The organism is Micromonospora sp. NPDC005367 (assembly GCF_040606825.1).
Taxonomy (GTDB): domain Bacteria; phylum Actinomycetota; class Actinomycetes; order Mycobacteriales; family Micromonosporaceae; genus Micromonospora.
Window position 1 is genome coordinate 20,441 of sequence record NZ_JBEXFP010000009.1, and the last position, 24,954, is coordinate 45,394.

Annotated in this window: 20 protein-coding genes; 15 read left to right on the forward strand and 5 right to left on the reverse strand. The window is 71.7% G+C overall.

Translation table 11 applies throughout. The features are described 5' to 3' along the window. Window positions 1-9: 9 nt before the first annotated feature. A complete protein-coding gene (locus ABZS42_RS09010; RefSeq protein ID WP_355143390.1) occupies window positions 10-1,029 on the reverse strand; it encodes a TAXI family TRAP transporter solute-binding subunit in 1,020 nt (339 codons plus the stop codon). Then, window positions 1,026-3,308: a TRAP transporter fused permease subunit gene (locus ABZS42_RS09015; protein WP_355143391.1), complete on the reverse strand. Its 2,283-nt coding sequence runs from the start codon at window positions 3,306-3,308 to the stop codon at window positions 1,026-1,028. The genes ABZS42_RS09010 and ABZS42_RS09015 overlap by 4 nt, the downstream gene beginning before the upstream one ends. Window positions 3,309-3,501: 193 nt before the next feature. Here ABZS42_RS09015 and ABZS42_RS09020 point away from each other — a divergent pair, with 193 nt between their 5' ends. Beyond that, on the forward strand, window positions 3,502-4,032 hold the full coding sequence (locus tag ABZS42_RS09020; protein WP_355143392.1) for a hypothetical protein: 531 nt from the start codon (window positions 3,502-3,504) through the stop codon (window positions 4,030-4,032). Window positions 4,033-4,105: 73 nt separating this feature from the next. Here ABZS42_RS09020 and ABZS42_RS09025 read toward each other — a convergent pair whose 3' ends face one another. Both ABZS42_RS09025 and ABZS42_RS09030 read right to left on the reverse strand, forming a co-directional pair. After that, window positions 4,106-4,447, reverse strand: coding sequence for a hypothetical protein (locus ABZS42_RS09025; protein ID WP_355143393.1), 342 nt, complete (start codon window positions 4,445-4,447; stop codon window positions 4,106-4,108). Next, window positions 4,444-4,758, reverse strand: a complete 315-nt coding sequence (locus ABZS42_RS09030; RefSeq protein WP_355143394.1) for a PadR family transcriptional regulator — start codon at window positions 4,756-4,758, stop codon at window positions 4,444-4,446. The genes ABZS42_RS09025 and ABZS42_RS09030 overlap by 4 nt, the downstream gene beginning before the upstream one ends. 293 nt (window positions 4,759-5,051) lie before the next feature. On the opposite strand from ABZS42_RS09030, the gene ABZS42_RS09035 reads away from it, so the two are divergent. After that, window positions 5,052-6,101, forward strand: a complete 1,050-nt coding sequence (locus ABZS42_RS09035; protein WP_355143395.1) for a YihY/virulence factor BrkB family protein — start codon at window positions 5,052-5,054, stop codon at window positions 6,099-6,101. Window positions 6,102-6,474: 373 nt separating this feature from the next. On the opposite strand, the gene ABZS42_RS09040 is transcribed toward ABZS42_RS09035, so the two are convergent. Next, window positions 6,475-7,161 carry a TetR/AcrR family transcriptional regulator gene (locus tag ABZS42_RS09040; protein WP_355143396.1) on the reverse strand — a complete coding sequence of 229 codons (687 nt, stop codon included), beginning with the start codon at window positions 7,159-7,161 and terminating at the stop codon, window positions 6,475-6,477. Between the two features lie 1,874 nt (window positions 7,162-9,035). On the opposite strand from ABZS42_RS09040, the gene ABZS42_RS09045 reads away from it, so the two are divergent. The 13 genes from ABZS42_RS09045 to ABZS42_RS09105 all read left to right on the forward strand — a co-directional run bounded on the left by ABZS42_RS09045 (window position 9,036) and on the right by ABZS42_RS09105 (window position 24,840). Beyond that, entirely contained in the window at window positions 9,036-10,214 is a 1,179-nt protein-coding gene (locus tag ABZS42_RS09045; protein WP_355143397.1) for an ROK family protein, read from the forward strand. Window positions 10,215-10,507: 293 nt separating this feature from the next. Next, on the forward strand, window positions 10,508-12,022 hold the full coding sequence (locus ABZS42_RS09050) for a sugar ABC transporter ATP-binding protein (RefSeq protein ID WP_355143512.1): 1,515 nt from the start codon (window positions 10,508-10,510) through the stop codon (window positions 12,020-12,022). Then, window positions 12,019-13,134, forward strand: coding sequence for an ABC transporter permease (locus ABZS42_RS09055; protein WP_355143398.1), 1,116 nt, complete (start codon window positions 12,019-12,021; stop codon window positions 13,132-13,134). Before ABZS42_RS09050 ends, ABZS42_RS09055 begins: the two co-directional genes overlap by 4 nt. A gap of 95 nt (window positions 13,135-13,229) precedes the next feature. Next, window positions 13,230-14,288 carry a substrate-binding domain-containing protein gene (locus ABZS42_RS09060; RefSeq protein WP_355143399.1) on the forward strand — a complete coding sequence of 353 codons (1,059 nt, stop codon included), beginning with the start codon at window positions 13,230-13,232 and terminating at the stop codon, window positions 14,286-14,288. A gap of 54 nt (window positions 14,289-14,342) precedes the next feature. Continuing rightward, on the forward strand, window positions 14,343-15,542 hold the full coding sequence (locus tag ABZS42_RS09065) for a Gfo/Idh/MocA family oxidoreductase (protein ID WP_355143513.1): 1,200 nt from the start codon (window positions 14,343-14,345) through the stop codon (window positions 15,540-15,542). A 613-nt stretch (window positions 15,543-16,155) separates the two neighbouring features. Further along, window positions 16,156-17,322, forward strand: a complete 1,167-nt coding sequence (locus ABZS42_RS09070; RefSeq protein WP_355143400.1) for an inositol-3-phosphate synthase — start codon at window positions 16,156-16,158, stop codon at window positions 17,320-17,322. Then, the gene (locus tag ABZS42_RS09075; protein WP_355143401.1) at window positions 17,306-18,391 is read left to right on the forward strand and encodes an SCO3242 family prenyltransferase; all 1,086 of its coding nucleotides are present in this window, start codon (window positions 17,306-17,308) and stop codon (window positions 18,389-18,391) included. The genes ABZS42_RS09070 and ABZS42_RS09075 overlap by 17 nt, the downstream gene beginning before the upstream one ends. After that, window positions 18,388-19,419 carry a TIM barrel protein gene (locus tag ABZS42_RS09080; protein ID WP_355143402.1) on the forward strand — a complete coding sequence of 344 codons (1,032 nt, stop codon included), beginning with the start codon at window positions 18,388-18,390 and terminating at the stop codon, window positions 19,417-19,419. Before ABZS42_RS09075 ends, ABZS42_RS09080 begins: the two co-directional genes overlap by 4 nt. A gap of 229 nt (window positions 19,420-19,648) precedes the next feature. After that, window positions 19,649-20,269: an EboA domain-containing protein gene (locus ABZS42_RS09085; RefSeq protein ID WP_355143403.1), complete on the forward strand. Its 621-nt coding sequence runs from the start codon at window positions 19,649-19,651 to the stop codon at window positions 20,267-20,269. Further along, window positions 20,269-21,135, forward strand: a complete 867-nt coding sequence (locus tag ABZS42_RS09090; protein WP_355143404.1) for a TatD family hydrolase — start codon at window positions 20,269-20,271, stop codon at window positions 21,133-21,135. The genes ABZS42_RS09085 and ABZS42_RS09090 overlap by 1 nt, the downstream gene beginning before the upstream one ends. Then, window positions 21,135-22,373, forward strand: a complete 1,239-nt coding sequence (gene eboE, locus ABZS42_RS09095; RefSeq protein ID WP_355143405.1) for a metabolite traffic protein EboE — start codon at window positions 21,135-21,137, stop codon at window positions 22,371-22,373. The genes ABZS42_RS09090 and eboE overlap by 1 nt, the downstream gene beginning before the upstream one ends. After that, complete coding sequence (locus ABZS42_RS09100) at window positions 22,370-23,776, forward strand: nucleotide pyrophosphatase/phosphodiesterase family protein (RefSeq protein ID WP_355143406.1); 1,407 nt, start codon at window positions 22,370-22,372, stop codon at window positions 23,774-23,776. Before eboE ends, ABZS42_RS09100 begins: the two co-directional genes overlap by 4 nt. Then, complete coding sequence (locus ABZS42_RS09105; protein ID WP_355143407.1) at window positions 23,773-24,840, forward strand: polyprenyl synthetase family protein; 1,068 nt, start codon at window positions 23,773-23,775, stop codon at window positions 24,838-24,840. Before ABZS42_RS09100 ends, ABZS42_RS09105 begins: the two co-directional genes overlap by 4 nt. The last annotated feature ends 114 nt before the right edge of the window (window positions 24,841-24,954 follow it).

A 24,954-nucleotide genomic window follows, 5' to 3' on the forward strand; every position in this document is an offset into this window, starting at 1 on the left:
GGCCACGGGTCAGCGCGCGCCCAGGTCCTGCAGTGCCTTCTCCGCGCCCCGGTGCAGCGGCACCGGATCGGTCCGCCGCGCGTTCTCCAACGAGATCCCCTTCGCGGCCTGGTTCGCCTGGACCAACGCGTCCTTGCGTTCGAACAGGGTCCGGGTGATGGCACAGGCGACGTTCGCGTCCAGATTCGTGCGCACCAGCAGCACGTTCGGCACCACGATCGTCGGAGTGTCCGCCGCCGTCCGGTACGCGTCCCGGCCGATGGTGCCGGCCTGGTAGGCCGGGTTCAGCTCGGCCATCTTCGGCAGCAGCGGGGTGATGTCGAGGAACCGCACCTTGTCACCGGCGGTGGTGAACAGGTCGGTCAACCCGCTGGTGGGCAGCCCGCCGGACCAGAAGAAGGCGTCGATGCTGCCGTCCTTCATCCCCTCGACGGTCTTGGTCAGGTCGAGTCGCTGCGCCTGGACGTCCTTCGCCGGATCGAGGCCCGCCGCCTGGAGCAGCCGGTGGGCGATCACCTCGGTGCCGGACTTCGGCGAGCCGGTGGAGATTCGCTTGCCCCGCATGTCGGCGACCGAGGAGATGCCGGCGTCGTGGCGTACGACGACCTGGGTGTAGTTGTCGTAGATCCGGGCCAGCGCCTGCACCGGCTGCGCCGAGGTGAAGCTCTCCTTGCCCTGGACGGCGTTGACCGCCGTGTCGAAGAGCGAGAAGGCGACGTCGTACTGCCCGGCGACGAGTTGTTCGATGTTCTGCACCGAGGCGCCCGTCTCGGCGGCGGTGCCGGTCAGCCGGCCGCCGGTGGCAGCGGGAAGCTGACCGGCGAGAGCGTTGCCGACCACGTAGTAGACGCCTGTCGAGTTCCCGGTCGCGATGCCGACCCGGGTGTCCCGGGCCACCTCGCAGGTGACCTCACTGGCGGTGTCGTCCTGGGCCGCCCCGCCCTGCCGGCCGCCGCAACCCGCCACTCCCGCGCTCGCGACGGCGAGCACACTCACGCCCGCGAGGAGCCGAACGCTTCTCCCGCTCACTGTGTTACCTCCCTCAGCTCAGCCGGTGTCCCGGCCTGCCCGCCGGACCGACCGGCGGATCCGCGTCGTACGAGCACCCCCGCGATCGCCGCGGCGGACAGTCCGACACCGATCGCCACCGACACCGGCTCCAGCCGGAGCAGGATCACCCCGGCCAGCGCGGCGAGCACACGTTCCGGGGCACCGGCCGGTCCCACCCCGGGCAGCCATCCGCCGGCCGCTACGGCGAGTACCGCGACGCTGAGGGCGAGGACCACGGCGGCCGTCAGGATCTGTCGCGGCCCGCCGATGCCGAGCAGCCCGAGCCCCGCGGGCGTGATCACGAAGGCGATCGGAATGAGGTACGCCGGAAGCGCGTAGCGCAGGGTCTGCCACATGGTCGGCACCAGCCGGCCGCCGGTGACCGCGGCCGCGGCGACGGCGGCGAGCGCGGTCGGCGGGGACGCCTCGGAGAGCACCGCGAAGTAGAAGACGAACATCGCCGCGGCCGGTGCGGCCACCCCCAGGTTGAGCAGGGCCGGCCCGATGATCACCCAGCCGATCACGAAGGAGGCGGTGACCGGCACGGCGAGCCCCAGCAGGGTGAGCGCGAGCGCGGCGAGTATCGCGGTGAGCACCAGCACCACGGCCGGGTCGTCGGTGACTGCCTGAGCGCCGTCCACCAGCAGCGCCGCCGCCTGCGGACCGAGTCCCGTCTTCGTGGTGGTCGCCGTGATGATCCCCGCGGCGGCACAGACGGCGGTGACGGCCAGCACTCCGCGTACGCCCCCGGCGAGGGCGCCCGCCAGCCGGCGCGGGGTGAGCCGGTGGCCCCGGTCCAGGAAGGAGAGTGCGGCGGCCAGCACCGTCGCGAGCACCACCGCCCGGGTGGCCGACATGCCCACGGCGAGCAGCACGATGATGACGATCAGGGACGCGAAGTGGTAGCCGAATCGACCGAGCAGCCGCCACGGGGAGGCCGCGTCGACGGACACCGCACGTACGCCCGAGCGGCGGGCGTCGATCTCCACGGAGAGCAGGATGCCGAGGTAGTAGAGGACGGTCGGCACGGTCGCCCAGCCGAGCACCTGCAGGTACGAGACGCCGAGGTACTCGGCGATGATGAACGCCGCCGCGCCGAGCGTGGGCGGGGAGAGGATCGCACCCACTCCGGCGGCCGCCAGCATGCCGCCGGCCCGTTCCGCCGGGTAGCCGGCCCGCCGCAGGATCGGCCAGGTCACGGCCCCGATGCTGACCGTCGTCGCCGCGCCCGAACCGGAGACGGTGCCGAGCAGGAAACCGGACGCGACCGCCGTCCGCCCGGCGGCCGTACGGGACCGGCGGAACGCCGCGGTGGACAGGTCGACGAAGAACCGGCCCGCGCCGGAGAGGTCCAGCACCGCGCCGTAGATGGTGAAGAGCACGATGTACGACGCGGCGACGTCCAGCGGAGTGCCGTAGAACCCGCTGTCGGAGTTGTAGAAGGCGTCGACGATCTGGCCGAAGTCGAGCCCGGCGTGGGCCACCGGCCAGGACTGGGGAAGCAGGCCCCCGTAGTAGCCGTAGCCGAGGAAGAGCAGACAAACCGCGGGAAGGATCCACCCGGTGGTGCGCCGGCATGCTTCGAGCAGCAGCACCAGCAGCCCGGTGCCCATCACCAGGTCGGCCGGGGCGAGCAGCCCCTGCCGGTCGAGGAAGGCGTCGTAGCCGCCGCCGCCCGAGCCGAACGGGACCGGCAGCACCGGGTAGAGGCAGGCGACCAGCGCGAGCGCGGCGAGTGACCAGTCCGCCGCGGTGGGCCGTGACCGGGTTGCCGCCGTACCGCCGCGGCCCGGCCGGAGCCGCAGGCCCGAGGGGTAGGCGAGGAAGACCAGCGGCAGGACACCCGCCAGGAAGATGATGAGGTAGTACTTGCTGCCCTGGGGCAACGGCCGGAAGACCTGCCAGAGGGCGAGTACGCCGACGGCCACCGCCGCCGCGCCGACGAGCAGGTTGGCCGAGCCGGTGAGTACCCGGCCGGGCTTCTCGTCCTCGAACTGTGCGGCCAGGTCGGGCAACCCGTCCGGATCGCGCCGCGCCTTCCCACCGTGCTGTTCGTCCGCGATGGCGTCCGGGCCGGGGTGGACGGTGCCGCCCGGCGGGTCGGAGTCGCCGGGCGCGCGGGCCGGGCCCGGGCCGGTCTCGGCCGGAACGTTCGCGGCCTGGGCCGGGCCGTTCAGGGCCTCCGCCGAGGCGGGGCGCCGGGGCGTCGGCGGCGAACCGTCAGAGGAGCGGGTGGGCGCCACAACCGGACGATACACGTCGATTGATGGTTGGCGGGTGCATCGACTGCGATGAGCAGGTTCGGCGACCTCGCCGCGGCCCGGAGGGCATCTTCCCGCATCTCACTGGCCGCACTCGCGCGGAATCGGGGCGGCGGCGCGGGGGCGGCGCCCCTAAGATCAACTGCGCGGTTCCTGGCGAACCCACGAGGGAGGACAAACAGTGTCCGGTGTGGCTGTCCACTGGCGGCGGCAGGAAGGGCTGGGCGCTCTCTACCTCGGCATCTTCGCGACCGTCTGGTTCAGCGTCCCGGCGGCGGAGCAGCCACTGCGCGGCCTGTTGGTGGCCGGCAGCGTGGCGGCGCTGCTCACCGCGGTCGCCGGCGGTGTCGTCACGGCACGGTCCCGGGGCGCGGCGGCCGGTCCGCGTGACCGGGCGGGCGGCCGTCGTTACCTCCTGATCGTCGTGGCCGAGTTCGCCCTCGCCGGGCTCGGCGCTGCGGCACTGGCCGTCGCCGACTGGTCGGAGTACATCCCCGTGCTGGTCTGCACCGTGGTGGGGCTGCACTTCTTCCCGCTCGCCCCGCTGCTGCGCAGCCCGCTACTGCGCCACCTCGGCGTCGCGACGTGCGCGGTGGCGGTGGCCGGCCTGCTGACGGGGCTGATGACGGGAGTGTCGGCCGGCGTCGTCACGGGCACCGGCGCCGGAGCTCTGCTGCTCGGCTACGCCCTCCGGTCGCTGGTGCGCAGCGTTCGCCGCTGAATCCGCGGGCTCGTGCCACCGTCGGTCATCGCACCGGCCCGCGCGGCGCATCGCGGTCCGGCGCGGATGCGCGTCAGCCGACGATGAGCAGGCCGACACCGGCCAGTAGGGTCAACGTGAGCACGGCGGCGAGAGCGGCGGCGCGCCGGCGGGCGTTGGCGTCGCCCGCGAGGCGCAGGGCGAGGGCGAGAGGGCCGATGGGCTGCGTGGTCCGAGTTTCCTTCCGGTTGGCGTAGGCGATCAGGGCCGCGGCGCCGAGCGTGCCGGCGGCGAGCCGGAGTGGAGACATGCCCAGGTCCGTAGCGCCGCGTACGTCGGCTTCCCACTGCTCGCGGTAGCGGCCATGCAGGTCACGCGGAAGCAGCGCCGCCGCGCAGCGCAGGACGACGAGCGCGACGCGGGTGGACGGTGTCATCGCGCCTCCCGTAGCCGTGCGGGACGCTGCCGTGCCCCCCGCGTCGCGGCCTGTGCGCACACCCGCCGCGCCGCCAGGGTGCCCTCAGCGGTCAGTTCGTACATCCGCCGCCGGGGACCGCGGCGCTCGGTCTCCTCCCAGTGCGACGTGACCCAGCCGTTGCGCTCCAGCCGCTCCAGCAGGGGGTAGACGCTGCCCGAGGGACGCCCGGTCAGCTTGATGATCTCCAAACCCCATCGGGGCCGGTCGCTGTCCACCAGCACGCGAAGTACGTCGACCGTCGCGCTGCCGATACGTCCGAGTGGCTCCACGCATTCAGGCTACCTATGTAGATTAAGCGCCTCCAGTGGATACGGAATCACGGCTGCGCGCTGGTCGTGCCTGCTCGACGCGTGCGCTACCTGCTCGTGATGGTCTCGGTGGGGCTTCTGGTGGCCACGCGGCGGACGGGACGGTCGCTCAACCGCCGGCGCCGCGGGTGAGCATGCCTCAACCGGTCCGCCGCGCGGGCGCCACGAGCGAGCCTGATGAAACAGGCCCCAGGTGGTTACCCGCCGCTTCGTCGGGGCATGTCCGCAAGGCCTGTGATGACGAGGAGGGGCGAATGGCCGCCGACGAGTCCGCCCGACCCGACCGTGACGACGACGCGGCGCGGGCGGCCACCGACCGCAGCGGGGAGAGCCGGAACCCGGTCGGGCCGGAGGCGGGCCCGGAGAGCCCCGCCCAACTTCCGGGCACCGGGTGGCTCGCGGCGCTGCGCCGGACGGTGCGGGAGTTCCGCGACGACAACCTGACCGACTGGGCCGCCGCCCTGACCTACTACGGCGTGCTCTCCATCTTCCCCGGCCTGCTCGTGCTGATCTCCATCGTCGGCCTGCTCGGGTCGGGGGCCACCGAAGGCGTCAAGGACACCGTTGGTCAGGCCATCCCGCAGGGCAACATCCAGCAGATCCTCGAACGGGCGATCGAGCAGGCACAGAAGTCCGGGGGGCTGGCCAGCGCCGGCGCGGTGCTCGGTCTGCTCGTTGCCTTCTGGTCCGCGTCCGGCTACATCGCGGCCTTCATGCGCGCCTCGAACGCCATCTACGACGTGCCGGAGGGGCGGCCGATCTGGAAGACACTGCCCACCCGGATCGGGGTGACCGCCGTGATCGGCGTGATGCTGCTGATATGCGCGGTGATCGTCGTCTTCACCGGCCGCCTCGCCCGGGCGGCCGGCGAGGCGATCGGGCTGGGCTCCACGGGCGTGACGGTCTGGAACATCGCCAAGTGGCCGGTCCTGCTGATCCTGGTCAGCCTGATGTTCGCCATCCTCTACTGGGCCTCGCCGAACGCCCGGCACGGCGGCTTCCGCTGGGTCAGCCCGGGCGGGGCGCTGGCCGTGGCGATCTGGCTGGTGGTGTCCGGACTGTTCGCCGCGTACGTCAGCAACTTCGGCTCGTACAACAAGACGTACGGGACCCTCGCCGGCGTGATCATCTTCCTGGTCTGGCTCTGGCTGACCAACATCGCGATCCTGCTCGGCGCGGAGTTCCAGGCCGAGCTGGAGCGCGGGCGCGCGATCTCGGCCGGTCACGCCGCCGACGAGGAGCCGTACGTGGAGCTGCGCGACGACCGCAAGCTCCGTAAGGCGCCGCGCCGACACCCGGAGTGACGAGCCGGCGCATCCGTCCTGGCCGGAGAACTGCGTGCCACCGACCGCGCCGGAATTCGCCGGTGTCCCGAATTCGTGACGGCTACCGGAAACGGAACCGGTGGCGTGCCTTCGGCGGCGGGAGGGGGGTACGGCCGTTTCGAAATCATGACGTGAGTCCGAGGATGATGAATGGCGTGCTCATAAGGCGGCCGGTCCATCGGGTGGCTTCGGCGATGCCGCTGCGTACAGCCAGGCGTAGGGCGCTGATGGGGAGGTTGCGTGGCGAAACCAGGATGCAGGGTCCGAAACGGGTGCGCATGCGGTTGCGATCTCCGCGATGGCAGGTGTCGCTTTGCGGGAACGGCGGATCCTCGCCGGGATACCGGCCTGCCTACCGGGTCGGCGGCTGGTACTGGTCTTCGAGTCCCATACCATGCATGAGCTCCCGCATCAGCAGCTCGAACATTGGCTCTTGGTCAGTAAAGAGCGGTGCGAAGTGCCCAAAGACCTCAAGCGCGATCTGACCGTAGAGCGATCGCCAGCAGCTGAGCATCACCACCATCGCTCCAGGAGGAAGGTTGACGCCGGTGTCTTGCCGGTAGTCCTGCATCTGCTGTCGCAGACGCGGATCCATCTCGTCTTCGGCGAGGACGGGAAACGGCCGCTCAGCCCACGCTTGCACGAAGATGGGACCCCAGACGGCGGCAAGACGCCGTACCCAGGCACTGGTCATGTCTCGATGGGCGTTGCCGGCGGCTGTGGACGGTGTGCCGAACAGCAGGTTGAATTCGGGTTGATGGGTTATTGCCCACCTTCGTAGTGCGCGCGTTGGTTCGATCATCCGCATCGCAAAATTCTCTGCGGGGTGAGACGCAGCTGCGGATTGAAGGATCTGTACGAGCTCTTCGATGATGTCTTCCGCGACCCGATACACGATCTCTGGGAGGCCTCCCTCGAAGTGGTGATAGAGGGCAGCCGGTGTCACTTCGACCCGTCGCGCGATTTCGGCAAGGGTCAGGCCCTCAACGCCCCCGTGCGTGATGATGTGGCGGGCGGCGGACCTGACGTCCGCAGACATCTGCGCTCGCATCCGCTCACGACGCCCTTGTGTGGCCACTCGGCTCACCCTCCCTTCCCCGGTTTACCTGGCCTCAGCAGGGTGCGGAGCACCTGAAGGTTGGTGCTTCTCCGAGCTCTTCGGTAAGCAAGAATTTCGACCTCACGTCGAGGGTCATCGCGGCGAACTCCCAGCAGCGGGACTTCGCCGATACGGGACGCCGACGGCGCCTCATCTCCCCACTGCGCTCTCGCCGTTCCCGTCGCAACGCGACACCACCTGAGTCCGCCTGGCGTGCCGGCCACCACGTCCTGTTCTAACAGGCCCGGGCCGGCTGATCGTCTGCCGTCGATAGTTGCCAACCCTCCCCATCGATGCCCATAATCTAAGTGGTCGTTAAAGATTAACGATCATATAGGAATCCGATGTTCAAGGAGGAGGTGCGCGCAGAAGTCGTGCGGCTGGGTTCGAGCAGTGGTACTAGTGCTGCTGCTCGTGATCGGTCCAGCGCGCATTGACCACGAACCGCTCGATCCGCATTTGCCAGTAGCCAGACTCGCCGGGTCGGTTGGCTGCGGCCGGCCGGCCCACGTCAGTAAAGAGGTAGCCAAATGCCCCGATGCAAGGCGTGTCCTGACAAGAGGGGTGAATGCCGCACCTGCCACGGAAGAGGCAAGGTCGACGGCTTCCCCATGGAGCGCAAGTGCCCGAAGTGCGGCGGTGACGGTGTGTGCAGCGGCTGTGGCGGCAGCGGCTCCAGTTGGTAGCAAGTCAAAACACGAGAGACCTCGGGCCAGCCAGCGGGCCGGGGTCTCCGTGCGTTGGCGAGGTCGCCGCCCTGATCTGTCTGGGGTCACCTCCAGCGGAAGGTGTTTGGCTCGTGGAAACAGGAACAAGTATTTCGAAATCACGGGGCGGCGCAGGTCCAGCCACGGCCGGTGGGCGTTCAAACTGGCGTGAGGGAGACACCTTGGTGGTCGGAGGCCCCGCAAGTCGGCGGATGCCGCCGAGGAGGGCCAGTGAAAGCGCCAAGATCATATTTGAGGCTTCCATGGCCCATCTCGACCAGACGTAGCTGGTCCCCGTCGGTGTCCACGGCTCCGCACGCGGTTCTGCCGCCCTGGCGTACCGACAAGCCTGGAAGCCGACCCCGAGCTTCGACCTCTGGCCGCGAGTCGATGGTCCGCTGCGACGCACGGCATGGCAGGTACCACCACGACCAGACGCCGTGAAGAACAAGATCCGTGAGAAGAGTTCGTTCTACCGGAGCTTCGTTCCAGCAGTCCACCCGACTCGCCAGTGTGTCTGGACCGCGATACGCCACTCACACCAGAGTCGCGACCTTGAAAGCGCCCCGCCCTCCGGGGACCGTCGCTCCTCGTATTCGAGACGGTTGGCGCAGGTCCTCGCGGTGCGGCCGGGTCGGCCCTTCGGCTCACGGCAGAAGATGCTTGCAGGCGGGTTCTCGAGCGGGGGGATGTCCGCACCAGCGGCCGTCGAGCCAGCTCGCGGCGCATACGAGGTCACGGCGGGCTCACCCCCCATATCAGGCGTCGTCCCGGGCCCGGCGCAGAACGTTGCCGGATGACAGTCGAGCGATGGCGCCGCAGCCACCGCCACGTTTGGTGCCCGTGCCGCCGCGGGGCCGAATCCGGTTGAGTCGGCGCCCGTCGGCCGCCTCGCCGTGCGCGGCGTCGTCCGTACGGTTGGTGATCCAAGCGCCGACGACGGTCTCCGTGACACCCCTCCCTACCAAAACTTCTGTCCGAATGAGCAAAAGTTAGCGACGGATCAGCCGAAGCTCTGGACATGCGGCTCGGAAGACTCCTACTGTGTCGAACACAACGCATAGACAGTTCGTCGATGTGAAGGATGCCGATGTGGAGGTGAGCCCGGTGCGGACCGACGACCCCCTGCACGTACGCCTCCTGCGCTTGCTTCGCGACGAGGGAGCGGTCTCCCGGGCCGAACTCGGCGACCGGTTGCAGATGCCACGCCCCCGACTCCTGGCGGAACTGGAGCGGCTCGTCAAGCTCGGCTACGTCGCCGAGGCCGGGCTGGCGGCCTCTCGCGGCGGCCGTCGGTCCACCCTGGTCGAACTGAATCCGCGGCTGCGTTTCGCGGCCGTCGACCTCGGCGCCTCGTCGATCGACGTCGAGGTGGTCAACGGGCGGCTCGAACCTGTCGCGGCGTACGGCGAGGCGTCCGATATCCGGTCCGGCCCGAAGGTGATCCTCCAGCGGGTCAACGAGTTGCTGCACAAGGCCAAGGTGGACGGCGCGTACGAGCGGCTGGACGCGGTCGGTGTCGGGGTACCCGGCCCGGTCAGCTTCCGTGACGGGTTACCGGTGTCGCCGCCGATCATGCCCGGGTGGGATCGCTTTCCCGTGCGCGAGCTGCTCACCCGTGAGCACGGCTGCCCCGCGGTGGTCGACAACGACGTCAACATCATGGCGATCGGCGAGCGGCACGGTGGGGTCGCCCACTCGGTCGACGACTTCCTCTTCGTCAAGATCGGTACGGGTATCGGCTGCGGCATCTACCTCAGTGGCGAGGTCTACCGGGGTACTGACGGCTGCGCCGGCGACATCGGGCACATCCAGGTCGACTCGCACGGGCCGATGTGCTCGTGCGGCAACGTCGGCTGCCTGGAGGCGCTCTTCAGCGGTGCCGCGCTGGCCAAGGACGCCGCGGCCGCCGCTCGCAACGGGACCTCGGCGGCGCTCGCCGAGCGGCTGGCCGCCAACGGCACGGTGACCGCCCTCGACGTGGCCGAGGGCGCCGTCGAGGGCGACGTGGCCTGCATCCAGTTGATCCGCGACGGGGGGCGGCGGGTCGGCGGCGTGCTGGCCGGACTGGTGAGCTTCGCCAATCCGTCCATGATCGTGATCGGCGGCGGCCTCGCCCAGCTCGGTCACATCCTGCTCGCCGAGATCCGCAGCGTGGTCTACCGCCGGTCGCTGCCGCTGGCCACCGGCAACCTGCCCGTCGTTCTCTCCGAGCTCGGCCCGCGGGCCGGGGTCGCCGGCGCTGCGGTGCTCGCCAGCGACGTCGCGTTCGGGGAGGCATCGTGAGCGCGAGGAGTGAGCCGGGTCTGCGAGCCCCGCAGTCGCGAGCCGGGGTGGTGCTGTGAGCGCGAGGAGTGAGCCGGGTCTGCGAGCCCCGCAGTCGCGAGCCGGGGTGGTGCTGTGAGCGCGAGGAGTGAGCCGGGTCTGCGAGCCCGGCAACCATAGGTGGAGTGGGTGTGACCGACCGGGAGGAGGGCGTGGTGACCGAACGGGAAGCGAGTCCGGCGGGCGGCGGTGCGCAGGGCGGGTCCGTGGACGCGCCACTGCTCGAGGCGCCGGCCGACACCGTCGCGGGCGAGGTGGTGCTGCGCCTCACCAACGTGGTCAAGACCTTTCCGGGCGTACGCGCTCTCGACGGCGTGCAGTTGGAGGTCCGGGCCGGCGAGGTGCACTGCCTGCTCGGCCAGAACGGCGCCGGCAAGTCGACGCTGATCAAGGTGCTCTCCGGGGTGCACCAACCCGACTCCGGTCAGGTCGAGTGGCGCGGTGAGCCGGTGACCTTCGTCAATCCGCAGGCCGCGATGCGCGCCGGGATCGCCACGATCTACCAGGAGCTGGATCTCGTCGAGGATCTCTCGGTCGCGGAGAACACCTTCCTCGGCCACGAGCCGCGCCGGTTCGGCTTCGTGCGCCGCGGTCAGATTGCTTCGCGTACCCGGCAGATCCTCGGTCGGCTCGGTCACGCCGAGATCCCGCCGAACCGGATGGTCCGCTCGCTGCCGGCCGCCGGCAAGCAGGTCGTCAGCATGGCCCGCGCGCTCTCCTACGAGGCGCGACTGATCGTCATGGACGAGCCGAGCGCGGTGCTCGCCCATGACGAGGTCGGCAACCTGTTCCGCATCATCCGTGAGCTGACCGCGCAGGGCATCGCGGTCATCTACATCTCGCACCGGCTGGAGGAGATCCGCGAGATCGGTGACCGGGTGACCGTCCTCAAGGACGGCGGGACCACCGCCGCCAACCTGCCGGCCCGTGACACCCCGACCCGTGACCTGGTCAACCGGATGACCGGCCGCACGATCGAGTACGTCTTCCCGGAGCGTCCGTCCGGCGCGAGCCCGGCGGAGGCCGACCTGCTCGTGGTGGAGGGGCTCACCCGGGCCGGCGAGTTCGCCGATGTCTCGCTGCGGGTACGGCCCGGTGAGGTCGTCGGTATCGCCGGGCTGGTCGGGTCCGGCCGCTCGGAGCTGCTGGAAACCATCTACGGCGCTCGCCGGGCCGAGGCCGGTACGGTGCGAATGGCCGGCCGGGTGCTGCGCGCGGGCAACGTCGGCGCGGCGGTGCGGGCCGGGATGGGCATGGCGCCGGAGGAGCGTAAGAGCCAAGCGCTGCTGCTCGGCGAACCGATCTACCGCAACGTCACCCTGGCCACCTTCGCCCGGTACGCCCGGGCCGGTTTCACCGATGTGGGCCGCGAGCGCGCGGAGGCGGCCCGGATCGCGGACAGGCTGGAGCTGCGCCCGCGCGACGTGCGTCGCCCGGTGCGCACCCTCTCCGGCGGCAACCAGCAGAAGGTGGTGGTCGGGCGCTGGCTGCTCGGCGACACGAAGCTGCTGTTGCTGGACGAGCCCACCCGGGGAGTCGACGTCGGCGCGCGGGCGGAGCTTTACCAGGTCATCCGTTCCCTCGCCGAGCAGGGCGTCGGGGTGTTGCTGGTCTCCAGCGAGGTCCCCGAGGTGCTCGGTCTGGCCGACCGGGTGCTGGTGATGCGGGAGGGGCGGGTCGTCCGTGAGGCAGCGGCCGGCGAACTTGACGAGAACACCGTCCTCGACCTCGTCATGGCGGGGTCCCTGATGGAAGGCGCGGCGGCATGAGCGACGTGACCGATACCTCCACCCCGGAGCGGCCGGCGCAACTACCGGCGCAGTCTCCGCCGGTGGACCCGGCGGAGACCGCGGCGGCGGAGCAGCGGGCCGCGGGCCGGCTCTCCTGGTGGCGCGGTGAGGGCGGTGAGGGCGCCCGCCGTAACCTCTGGTTGATCGGGGTGCTGGTGGCGCTGATCGTCATCGGCGTCGTCACCCGACCCGACCTCTACGGGAACTCCAGCTGGGTGTGGAGCAACATCCTCGTCATCCTCAAGCTGGCCTCCGTGGTCGGTGTGGTCAGCGTGGGGATGACCTTCGTGATCATCGGTGGTGGCATCGACCTCTCGGTCGGCGCGATCGTCGCGCTGTCCGGGGTCTGGGCGACCACGGTGGCAACCCAGAGCTACGGCGCCGGCGGCATGATCTTCTGCGCGTTGACCGTCGGTCTCGGGGTCGGTCTGGTCAACGGACTGCTGATCTCGTACGGCCGGCTGGTGCCGTTCATCGCCACGCTGGCGATGCTGGTGGCCGCCCGCGGCCTGGCCGCCGAGCTCTCCGACAAGCAGACCCAGGTCTCGAACAACGCCACCATCAACGACATCGCCAGCACGAACCTGCTCGGGATCCCGCTGCTGGTCTACATCCTCGCCGCGGTGGTGATCGCCGGGTGGGTGCTGCTCAACCGCACCACTTTCGGGCGGCGCACCGTGGCGGTGGGCGGCAACCCGGAGGCGGCCCGACTGGCCGGCATCGACGTGAAGCGGCACACGCTGATGCTCTACGCGCTCTCCGGTCTGTGCTGCGGCATCGCCGCGATCATGCTCACCGCCCAGGCCACCTCGGCCCAGGCGGCGATGGCGAACCTCTACGAGCTGGACGCGATCGCCGCTGTGATCATCGGCGGCACGCTGCTCAGCGGCGGGCGGGGCACCATCATCGGTTCCCTGCTCGGGGTGATCATCTTCTCGACGATCACGAATCTCTTCGCGATCAACGGCCTCACCACCGAGGCCCAGAACATGGTCAAGGGCGGCATCATCGTCGCGGCCGTCCTGGTCCAGCAGTTGCAGTTCCGCAGCCTCACCCAGTTCCTCGGACGTAACCGACTCACCACCACCTGACCCACCGCCGCACACCCGGTCACCGTGCAGGCGACGGTGACCGGGCCCCGCACACCCTTTTCCCACTCCCACCACCGCGAATTCAGGAGGTCGTCATGACCGAGCACAGTCGCGACCTGTCCCGCCGCCGCCTGCTCTTCGGCGGGGCTGCCGTCGGCGCCGGCGTGCTGCTCGCCGGTTGCACCAGCAACGAGACCGAGCCCATTGCGGCGCAGACCAAGGGCGCCGACGCGGCGGCCAGTGGCAACGCGGCGCCCGGCCAGAAGGTGGTCATCGGCTTCTCCGCCCCGGCCGCCGACCACGGCTGGCTCGCCGCGATCACGACCAACGCCAAGGCGCAGGCCGCCGCGTACTCCGATTTGGAGTTCAAGACGGTCGAGGCCGGCGCGGACGCGGCCGCCCAGCGGGCCGCCATCTCCACGCTGATCTCGCAGAAGCCGAACGTCATCGTGATGCTGCCGCACGACGGCAAGGAGCTCAACGCCGCCGGCCTGGAGGCGATGAAGGCCGGTATCCCCGTGGTGAACCTGGACCGGGCCTTCCCTGACGCGCTGGCCTACCGCCTCCAGATCAAGGGCGACAACTACGGCATGGGTGTGGCCGCCGCCCACTTCATCATCGACCAGCTCAAGGCCAAGGGCGTCAGCAACCCGATCATCGGTGAGATCGCCGGCACCGACTCCCTGGAGCTGACCCAGGAACGTTCCAAGGGTTTCGCCGACACCCTTGCCCAGAACGGGCTGAAGGTGAGCAACCGCCGGCCGGCCGAGTTCACCGCCGACTCCGGCCAGCAGGCCGCCACCAGCCTGTTCCAGGCGTTGCCGAAGATCGACGCGATCTGGAACCACGACGACGACCAGGGCATCGGAGTGCTGGCCGCGGTCAACCAGGCCAACCGCAAGGAGTTCTTCATGGTCGGTGGCGCCGGCTCGAAGAAGGCCATGGAGGACATCCAGGCGGACAACACCGTGCTCAAGGCGACCGTCACCTACAGCCCGTCGATGGCGTCCTCGGCCATCTCGCTGGCGCGGCTGATCGCCCAGGGCAAGGGCATGTCCGACCTGGTCGAGCTCCAGGTGCCGAAGGAGATCATCCTCGCCTCCGAGACGATCACGAAGGAGAACGCGAGCAACTACCTCAAGCTCGGGTTCTGACACATTGGGGGGAGACCCACCTTGTCCACTACAGGTAAGCAACTGCGGGTCGGCATGGTCGGCTACGCGTTCATGGGCGCCGCGCACTCGCAGGCGTGGCGCACCGTGAACCGGGTGTACGACCTGCCGGCGCGGGCCCGGATGGCGTTGATCTGCGGCCGGGATTCCGGGAAGGTGGCCGACGCCGCCGACCGGCTCGGTTGGGAGGCGTACACCACCGACTGGCGTGACCTGGTCAGCCGGGACGACATCGACGTGGTCGACGTCTGTACGCCGGGCGACAGTCATGCCGAGATCGCACTCGCCGCGTTGGCCGCCGGTAAGCACGTGCTGTGCGAGAAGCCGCTGGCCAACACGGTGCAGGAGGCGAGGGAGATGGCCGCCGCGGCGGCCACGGCCCAGGCCGCCGGCGTGCGTTCGATGTGCGGGTTCAACTACCGCCGGGTGCCCGCGGTCACGATGATGCGCCAGCTGGTCGCCGACGGACGGCTCGGAGTGATCCGGCACGTCCGGGCGGTGTACCTGCAGGACTGGATCGTGGACCCGCAGTTCCCGCTGGTGTGGCGGCTGCAGAAGGACAGGGCGGGGTCGGGCGCGCTCGGGGACATCGGCGCGCACATCATCGACCTGACCCAGTACGTGACCGGCCAGCGGATCACCGGGGTGAGCGCGGTGACCGAGACGTTCGTCAAGGAGCGGCCGCTGTCCGCCGAATCGAGTGGGCTGGCCGCCTCGGCGAACGGTGCCGACGGCCAGGTCGCCGACGGGGCCGGTCCGGCGACCGGGGCGGTGACCGTGGACGACGCCGCGCTCTTCGTGGCCCGGCTCGACGGCGGTGCGCTCGCCACGTACGAGGCGAGCCGTTTCGCCACCGGCCGCAAGAACGCCCTGCGGGTGGAGATCAACGGCTCGCTGGGCAGCGTGGTGTTCGACCTGGAACGCCTCAACGAGCTGGAGTTCTACGACGCCACGCGACCCACGGTCGAGCAGGGCTTCAGTCGCATCCTGGTGACCGAGGGTGAGCATCCGTACATGTCGGCCTGGTGGCCGCCGGGACACATCATCGGCTACGAGCACTCGTTCACGCACCAGATGCGCGACTTCATCGAGGCGATCGCCACCGGCGCCGACCCGGCGCCCTCCTTCGCCGACGCGTTGCAGGTCCAGCTGGTGCTGGACGCGGTGGCCCGCTCGGCGGAGCAGAGTTCGTCGTGGACGGAGGTGGAACCCGCGCTCACCGCGGTGTCCGTCTGACGTCCTCCGGCCCGGCCGGGCACCCTCCGACCGGGCCGCACAGTCCCGATCCGCCCGCGGGGGCGGCGACGCCGCTCCCGCCCGATGAGTACCTCCGGACCGACCGGCGAGGGCCGGCCGCGGTTGCGCCCCGTGGCCGGGACGAGGTCGAGCCCGGAGGGCGTGCACCGGGCCGGCGCCCGGTGGCACACGCAGGACGGCCGTCCGGTGCGGCCGGACCGGGATTCCCCGGCCGCACCGGAGGACCGCCACTATCCCGACGATCCGGAGGAGCAAATGGCACCGTCCACCTCTCGCGAGACCGTCATCGAGCGTTCCCGCCGAGCCGAGGTGCACGTCGGCCATTGAGACGTCCGGCCGGGGCGGCGGGCCACCGCCCCGACGCGGATGCGGGGGAGGCAGGGTCGAGACGCCGACCGGCCCTGCCTGCCACCCCGTCCGTCCGCACCCGAACCGGGGTCGGCCGGCGGCGTTGCCGCCGACTTCGACGCCGGACCGTCCCGGTGGACGGACGGACGGGGTTCATCCGCTCAGACCCATAGTTTTCCGAGGCAACTTCTGATATCAATGTAATTCGATACACAACGGTCCTCCTGATCGGGGAAGGAGCGCCATGCGTACAGGTGTCTGGCTGGTGGGAGCACGCGGATCGGTCGCGACCACGAGCATCGTCGGAGGGCTCGCGCTGCGGGCCGGCCTCGCCGGGCCGACCGGCTGCGTCACCGAACTTCCCGAACTACGCGGGCCCGCCCTTCCCGCCTTCGCCGACCTGGTCTTCGGGGGCCACGACGTGGTCACCACCCCACTGGCCAAGCGCGCCGAGGCGCTGGCCGCCGCCGGTGTGCTGCCGGGCCGACTGGTCGCCGCGCTCCCGGACGAGCTTGCCGCGGTCGAGGACGAGCTGCGGCCCGCACCGACCGGCGTCACCCAAGCGGTGCGAGCCGTCGCCGCCGCCCGGGATCTGATCGGCTTCCGCGACCGGCACGAGCTGGACCGGCTGGTCGTGGTCAACGTCTCGGCCACCGAGCCGTCCGCCCACCCCCATCCCGGGCACGCCGACCCGGCCGCCCTGCGCGCCGCGCTGGCCGGCCCGCAGGAGGTGCTGCCCGCCAGCTCTCTCTACGCGTACGCGGCCCTGGAGGCCGGCTGCCCGTACGTCGACTTCACCCCGTCGACCGGGGCACGGCTGCCCGCCCTGCACGCGCTGGCCGTCGAGCGCGGACTGCCGTACGCCGGGCACGACGGCAAGACGGGGGAGACCCTGGTGAAGTCGGTGCTCGCCCCGATGTTCGCGATGCGGCACCTGCGGGTGCGCTCCTGGTCCGGGCTGAACCTGCTCGGTGGCGGTGACGGCGCCAACCTGGTCGACCCGGGCGCCAACGCGGCGAAGGTGGAGAGCAAGCAGCGGGTGCTCGGCGAGACACTGGGCTACGTCCCGCAGGGCGAGACCCGGATCGACTTCGTGGAGGAGCTGGGGGACTTCAAGACCGCCTGGGACCTCATCACGTTCTCCGGGTTCCTCGACACCCGGATGCGGATGGAGTTCACCTGGCACGGCTGCGACTCCGCGCTCGCCGCGCCGCTGGTGCTCGATCTGGCCCGGCTCACCGCGGCCGCGCACGCGGCCGGCGAGGTCGGCCCGCTGACCGAGTTGGGCTTCTTCTTCAAGGACCCGCTCGGCTCGCCGTCCCATTCGCTCACCGAGCAGTGGGTCCGGCTCGTGAACTTCACGCGGAGCTTGCACGCCGGGCAGGAGAGCGCTGATGGCCACGCTGGCTGACCTGGTCGAGCTGGTCCGCGCGCCGGCCGCCCTGTCGGTTCCCGGGGACGTCGTCGCCGGTGCCGCCGCGGCCGGGGTGCTCGACCGGCGTACGCCCGCACTGGCCGGCGCGTCGGTGCTGCTCTACTGGGCCGGGATGGCCGCCAACGACTGGGCGGACCGGCGGTTGGACGCCGTCGAACGGCCGGAACGGCCCATCCCCAGCGGCCGGGTCCGCCCGGGTACGGCGGTTGGCCTCGCGGCGGGCCTGACCACCGCCGGGGTCGCCCTGGCCGCTGCCGCCGGCGGCCGGCGCGCCGCTGCGGTCGCGGTGCCGCTGGCCGTCACCGTCTGGGGCTACGACCTGCGCGCGAAGAACACCCCCGCGGGTCCGGCCGTGATGGCCGCCTGCCGGGGTCTGGACGTGCTGCTGGGCGCGAGCGCCGGGCGGCTGGCCCGCGCGCTGCCCGCGGCGCTCACCGTGGCCGCGCACACCTGGACGGTCACGGCGCTCTCCCGCCGGGAGGTCACCGGCGCCGACCCGGCCCTGCCGCTCGGCACGCTGGCCGGCACCGCCGTCGTCGCGGCGGCCGCCGCGCGGGCTGCCCGGCTCACCTCCGACGGCGAAGTCCCCGGTCGTGGCGTCCCTGGCCGCGACCTCTTCGGCCGGACCGGCGACGACCCGGCCGGGCGTGGCCCGGACGCGCAACCCGTCGGCTCGTCCCGTGCGGACGCCCCGCGGTGCGGCGCCCACGCCACGTCGCGCCGGACCGATCGGATCCGGGCGCGCCTGAGCGCGCGGCGCGGTTCCGGGGACGCGAGAGCGGGGTCACTGCGCGGTACGCTCGCCGCCGTGGTGCCGGCGGCGCTCGCCGCCTGGTACGCCGTCGGCTACGGCGCCGCGCAGGCCCGGGTGGTGGCCGAGCCCAGCGCCGGTCGCGTCCGGGCAGCGGTCGGCGCGGGTATCACCGGGCTGCCCGCGCTGCAGGGTGCGCTCACCGCGCGGAGCGGAGCCGGCCTGCTGGGCCTGGCGGTCGCGGCCGCGGCGCCGCTGGGGCGGCGACTGGCCCGGCTGGTCTCCCCGACATGAGCACCGCGACCGATCCGGCGCCCGGCCGGACCGCCTCGGCCGAGCGCCCCGGGGGCATGGGCCCGCGTTTCGGGTACGGCACGAACGGCTTCGCGAACCACCGTCTCGACGACGCGCTCGCCGTGCTGGCCGACCTGGGCTACGAGGGGGTGGCGCTCACCCTCGACCACGACCACCTCGACCCGTTCGCGCCGGGACTGGCCCGCCGGGTGACCGCCCTCCGGCGGCGGCTGGACGACCTCGGCCTCGCCGTGATGATCGAGACCGGTGCACGCTACCTGCTCGACCCGTGGCACAAGCACGCGCCGACGCTGCTGCACGACGATCCGACCCGCCGCGTCGAGTTCCTGCGCCGGGCCGTACGGATCGGCGCCGACCTGGGCGCGGAGGCGGTGTCGTTCTGGGCCGGCGTACGTCCCGAGCACGTCCCGCCGCGGGCGGCCTGGGACCGGCTTGTCGCCGGTTGCGCGACGGTGGTCGACACCGCCGACCGGGCGGGAGTGCGGCTGGGCTTCGAGCCGGAGCCGGGCATGCTGGTCGAGGACATCGCCGGCTGGCGACGGCTGCGCGCCGCGCTCGACGGACCGCCCGGCTTCGGCATAACTCTCGACATCGGACACTGCCGCTGCCTGGAGCCGCAGCCCGTGGACCGCTGCGTCCACGAGGTCGCCGAACACCTGGTCAACGTCCAGATCGACGACATGCGCCGGGGCGTCCACGAGCACCTCGAGTTCGGTGAGGGTGAGATCGACTTTCCGCCGGTGCTGCGCGCGTTGGACGACGCCGGCTACCACGGGCTCGTCGCCGTGGAACTGCCCCGGCACTCGCACGCCGCTCCCGCCGTCGCCGCCCGCTCACTGGAGTTCCTGCACGCCGCCGCGGCGCGGGCTGGCTTCCTGCCGGACGCGCCGGCACCACCTGCGCGGGTGGCCCAGCCCGCCGTGCCGGCCCAGCCGGACGCCACCGCGCCCCTCCGCTCTGCACCCACCGACGCGTCGTCGACCGGAACGGCCCCGGTGCGTATGTAGGTGCAGAGCAGAGGGGGTCCGAGGCGTACCCACGCCGGTACCGCGGCCTTCGTCGCGAGCACGTCGCGGCTCCGGCCGCGGCACGGCACACGGCGATGCGGTCGCGGCGTCGCGACCGGGCCACGGCCACCGGCGCGGGCTTCCGGCCGCGGCCGGGGAGGCGACGCTCGGGCACCCACGGCGATACGCGCCGGCTCCGCGATCCGGAGCGGCGCCGAGGGGAGGCACGATGACAGTGGATCATCTCCGGGTGGCCCTGCGGGGCGTACCCGACCCGGACTGGCTGGACGAGGCGCTGCGGCAGGTGGCGGTCGACCCGGCCACGATCACCAGGTTCTTCCCGGCCGCCGGCCGGCGCTGCGGTCGAGCCGCGCTGCCCGACACACCCGGCTGGACCGCTGACGAGGCCGCCCGCGCACTACTGCTCACCGCCCTGCCCGCCGACCACGCCGAATACGCGGACACCCTCTACCGGCGGGGCGACGCGGCCGAGAAGCGGGCCGTGCTCAAGGCCCTGACCCTGCTGCCGATCGGCGCGGCGGCGGTGCCCCTGCTGCACGACGCGATCCGGACCAACGACACGCGGCTGCTCGCCGCCGCGCTCGGCCCGTACGCCCGGCACCTCGACGTCGCCGCGTGGCGGCAGGCGGTCCTGAAGTGCGTCTTCACCGGGGTGCCGCTGGCCGCCGTGGCCGACCTCGACGCCCGCGCCGACGGCGAGCTGGCCGTGATGCTCGCCGGTCTCGCCGACGAACGGCACGCCGCCGGGCGGAACATGCCCGCGGACGCCACCGACCTGCTCGGCCGGCTCACCGCCGGCTCCGGCCGACCCACCGCCATGGAGGCGTGATGCGCATCTTCGACCCGCACATCCACATGACCTCGCGCACCACCGACGACTACGAGCGGATGGCGGCGGCCGGAGTACGCGCGGTGGTGGAGCCGGCGTTCTGGCTCGGGCAGCCGCGTACCAGCCCCGCCTCGTTCAGCGACTACTTCGACTCGCTGGTCGGCTGGGAACCGTTCCGGGCCGGGCAGTTCGGCGTACGGCACTACGCCACCATCGCGCTGAACCCGAAGGAGGCCAACGACCCGCGCTGCCGACCGGTGCTCGACCTGCTGCCGAACTACCTGGAGAAGGACGGCGTGGTGGCGGTCGGGGAGATCGGGTACGACTCGATGACCCCGCAGGAGGACGAGGCGTTCGCCGCGCAGCTCGCGCTCGCCGTGGCGCACGACCTGCCCGCGTTGGTGCACACCCCGCACCGTGACAAGGCCCGGGGCGTGGAGCGCAGCCTCGCGGTGGTCCGCGAGTCCGGTATCGAACCCGGCAGAGTGGTGCTCGACCACCTCAACGAGGTCACCGTGAAGCTCGTTCGGGACACCGGCTGCTGGCTCGCCTTCTCCATCTACCCGGACACGAAGATGTCACCGCCCCGGATGGTGGAGATCCTGCGGGAGCACGGCACCGAGCGGATGCTGGTCAACTCGGCCGCCGACTGGGGCCGTTCGGACCCGCTGCTCACCCGGGCCACCGCCGAGGCGATGCTGGCGGCTGGGTTCACCGCCGACGACGTCGACCAGGTGCTGTGGCGCAACCCGGTGGAGTTCTACGGCCAGTCCAAGCGGCTCGACCTGACCGACGTGGAGGTCACCGACCTCGACCCGCCGCCCGCCACCTTCGCCGGCAACTCGATCCTGCGCGGGGGGAGCTGATGCGGCTGCGGCACGCGTCCGGCGAACTCGTGCACCTCGGCTACTGCACCAACGTGCATCCGGCCGAGGACCTCGCCGGCATCATCGCGCAACTGGACACCTACGCCGTCCCGGTTCGGCAGCAGCTCGGCTCCGACCTGCTCGGGCTCGGGCTCTGGCTGGCCGCCCCGGTCGCGGCGGCGCTTGCCGCCGAGCCGGCCGCCCGCCTCCGGCTGCGTGCCGAGCTGACCGCCCGGGGCCTGGAGGTGGTCACCCTCAACGGCTTCCCGTACGCGGCCTTCCAGGCCCCAGTGGTCAAGGGCGACGTCTACCACCCGGACTGGACCACGCCCGACCGGCTCGACTACACCCTGAACCTGGCCCGGATCCTCGCCGACCTGCTTCCCGACGACGCGGCCCGCGGCTCCATCTCCACCCTGCCGCTGGCGTGGCGGGATCCGTGGGACGGCGGCCGGGCTGCGGCCGCCCACGCGCGACTGGACCAGCTCGCCGCCGGGCTGGCCGAGGTGGAGCGGGACACCGGTCGACGGATCCGGGTCGGGTTCGAGCCGGAACCCGGCTGTTTGGTGGAGAGCACGAAACAATCCGCTGCCATGCTGTCCGCGATGGACACCGATCGACTCGGCGTGTGCGTCGACCTCGCGCACCTCGCCTGCGCCTGGGAGGAACCGGCCGAGGCGCTGACCCGGCTGCGCGCCGCCGGCCTGCCCGTGGTGAAGGTGCAGGTCTCGGCCGCCTTGGAGGCAGCCGACCCGGTCGGCTCCGCCGAGGCGCTCCGACGTTGGGTCGAGCCGCGCTTCCTGCACCAGACCCGGGCCGCCGGGTGCGCGGGCGGCGACGACCCGGCCGATCCGGCGTACGCGGCGGACGACCTCGACGCCGCGCTCGACGCGCGGCTGCCGGGGCGGTGGCGGGTGCACTACCACGTGCCGTTGCACGCTCCGCCCGAGGCGCCGTTGGAGTCCACCGTCCCGGTGTTGCGCGCCGCGTTGACCGAGCTGTTCAGCGGTCCGGACGCGGGCTGCGACCACCTCGACGTCGAGACGTACACCTGGGGGGTGCTGCCGGAGGCGCGGCGCCCCCGCACCGATGCGGAGCTGGCCTCGGGGATCGCCGCCGAGCTTGCCTTCGCCCGGGCCGAGCTGACCGCGCTCGGCCTCGCGCCCGTCGGCCCGGCGGGCGTGCCGGATCAGGGATCGCCGCGCAGCGGTGACGAGTGGAGCGAGGTGCCGGCATGAGTCGTCGTCTGGTGGTGCTGGACGTGGTCGGGCTGACCCCCCGGCTGCTGGCACACATGCCGCGGCTGCGGGCGGTCGCCGAGCGTGGCTTCCAGGCCGAGCTCGGCACCGTGTTGCCGGCGGTGACCTGCTCGGTACAGTCCACGTTCCTCACCGGGGAGCCGCCCGCCGGGCACGGCATCGTGGGCAACGGGTGGTACTTCCGGGAGCTCGGCGACGTGCTGCTCTGGCGGCAGCACAACGCCCTCGTCGGCGGAGAGAAGCTCTGGCAGGCGGCCCGGCGGGTCGAGCCCGGCTACACGGTGGCCAACGTCTGCTGGTGGTACGCGATGGGCGCGGACGTCGACTGGACGGTCACGCCCCGGCCGATCTACCACGCCGACGGGCGTAAGGACCCGGACTGCTACACCGACCCACCGCAGCTGCACGAGGCGCTCACCGGGCGGCTCGGCACCTTTCCGCTCTTCAGCTACTGGGGTCCGGGCGCCGGGCTGGCCTCCTCCGCCTGGATCTGCCGGGCGGCCGAGCAGATCCTCGCCGACCAGGCGCCGGACCTGACCCTGGTCTACGTGCCGCACCTGGACTACGACCTGCAACGGCACGGCGCCTCCTCGCCCCGGGCCGCAGCCGCCGCGGCCGAGTTGGACGTGGTGCTCGGCCCGCTGCTCGACGCCGCCGAGGCCCGGGACGCGACGGTGGTGGTGCTGTCGGAGTACGGCATCACCGACGTGTCCCGCCCGGTCGACGTCAACCGGTTGCTGCGTGCGGAGGGGCTGCTGCAGGTGCACACCCAGGCCGGCATGGAGTACCTGGATCCGTGGACGTCGCGGGCGTTCGCGGTCGCCGACCACCAGGTGGCGCACGTGTATGTGCGGGACCCTGCGGACGTGCCCGCGGTGGCGAAGCTCTGCGCCGGCCTGCCCGGGGTGGCCGAGGTGCTGGACGCCGACGGCAAGGCCGCGTACGGGCTGGACCACGAGCGGGCCGGCGAGCTGGTGCTCGTGGCGGAGCCGGATTCCTGGTTCACCTACTACTACTGGCTGGACGACGACCGGGCGCCGGACTTCGCCCGGCTCGTGGAGATCCACCGCAAGCCCGGGTACGACCCGGCCGAGCTCTTCTTCGACCCGGCCGCTCCCGCGGCGGCCAAGCGTCGGGCGGCGGTGGCGTTGGCCCGCAAGAAGCTCGGCATGCGTTACCTGATGAGTGTGGTCGGGCTGGACGCGGGCGCGCGGGCGGTACGTGGTTCGCACGGACGGCTGCCGGCCGACCCGGCGGACGGGCCGGTGCTGCTCTGCTCGGACCCGGCCGCGGCCCGGGAGCGCCTCGCGGCGACGGACGTGAAGTCCCTGCTGTTGGAGCTCGCCGGGCTTGGCGCGGCCACGAAGGAGGACACCCGGTGACGGTCACGGTTGCGCCGACCGACGCGAGCGGCTTGCGGGCGCGCTTCGACGCCGAGCTGGCCGCGTTTCTCGACCGTCAGGGGCCGGACTGGCCGGACGGCGCGCCGCGCGGTGTGTTCACCGCGTTGCAGCGGTTCGTGCTGGCCGGTGGGAAGCGACTGCGTCCGCTCTTCTGCTACTGGGGCTGGCGCGGTGCCGGTGGTGAGGACGGGGCACCCATCGTGGTGGCCTCGGCCGCCCTGGAACTGTTCCACGCGTTCGCCCTGATCCACGACGACATCCTCGACGGTAGTGACCGCCGTCGGGGGGAACCGTCGGTGCACCGGCTCTTCGCCGATCTGCACGCGCGTTCGTCGTGGCGGGGCGACCCGGAGGCGTACGGGCGGAACACGGCGCTGCTCTGCGGGGACCTCTGCGCCGCCTGGTCGGATCAGATGTTCCATGAGTGCGGCCTGCCCACCGAGCAGGTGCACCGGGGGTACGCCGTGTTCGCCCTGATGCGCACGGAGGTGATCGCGGGGGAGTACCTGGATCTCGTCTCCGGGGTCGGGGACGGCTCGGTGGCCAGCGCGCTGACCGTGATCCGGATGAAGGCCGCCCGTTACACGGTCACCCGGCCGTTGCAGATCGGCGCGGCACTGGCCGGTGGACCGCCGGAGCTCATCGAGGGGTTGGCCGAGTTCGGTGATCCGTTGGGCGACGCGTTCCAGCTCCGCGACGACGTGCTCGGCGTCTTCGGCGACCCGGCGGTCACCGGCAAGTCGATCCTGGACGACCTGCGTGAGGGCAAGCCGACGGTGATGATGGCGCTGGCCCGCAGCGCCGCCGACCGGACGCAGACGGCCCGGCTGCGCGAACTCTTCGGCAATCCCGAGCTGGATGCCGATGGTGCGGCCGAACTGCGCATGATCATCGAGGGGACCGGCGCGCGGACCCGGATCGAGCAGATGATCCGGGTGCGTACCGAGCAGGCGCTGGCGGCGCTCGAACGTGCGCCGGTGGACACGGCGACCCGCGTGGCCCTGGTCGGCCTCGCCGGGCAGGCGATCGACCGCCGCTCCTGACCGGCGGCTGCCCCACGACTTTCGACCGGTCGAGCGGAAGTCCGGCTCGGGCCGGCAGAAGGTATAGACACATCGAAGTACGTAACTTAATGTCGTGACCAATACCACACTGTT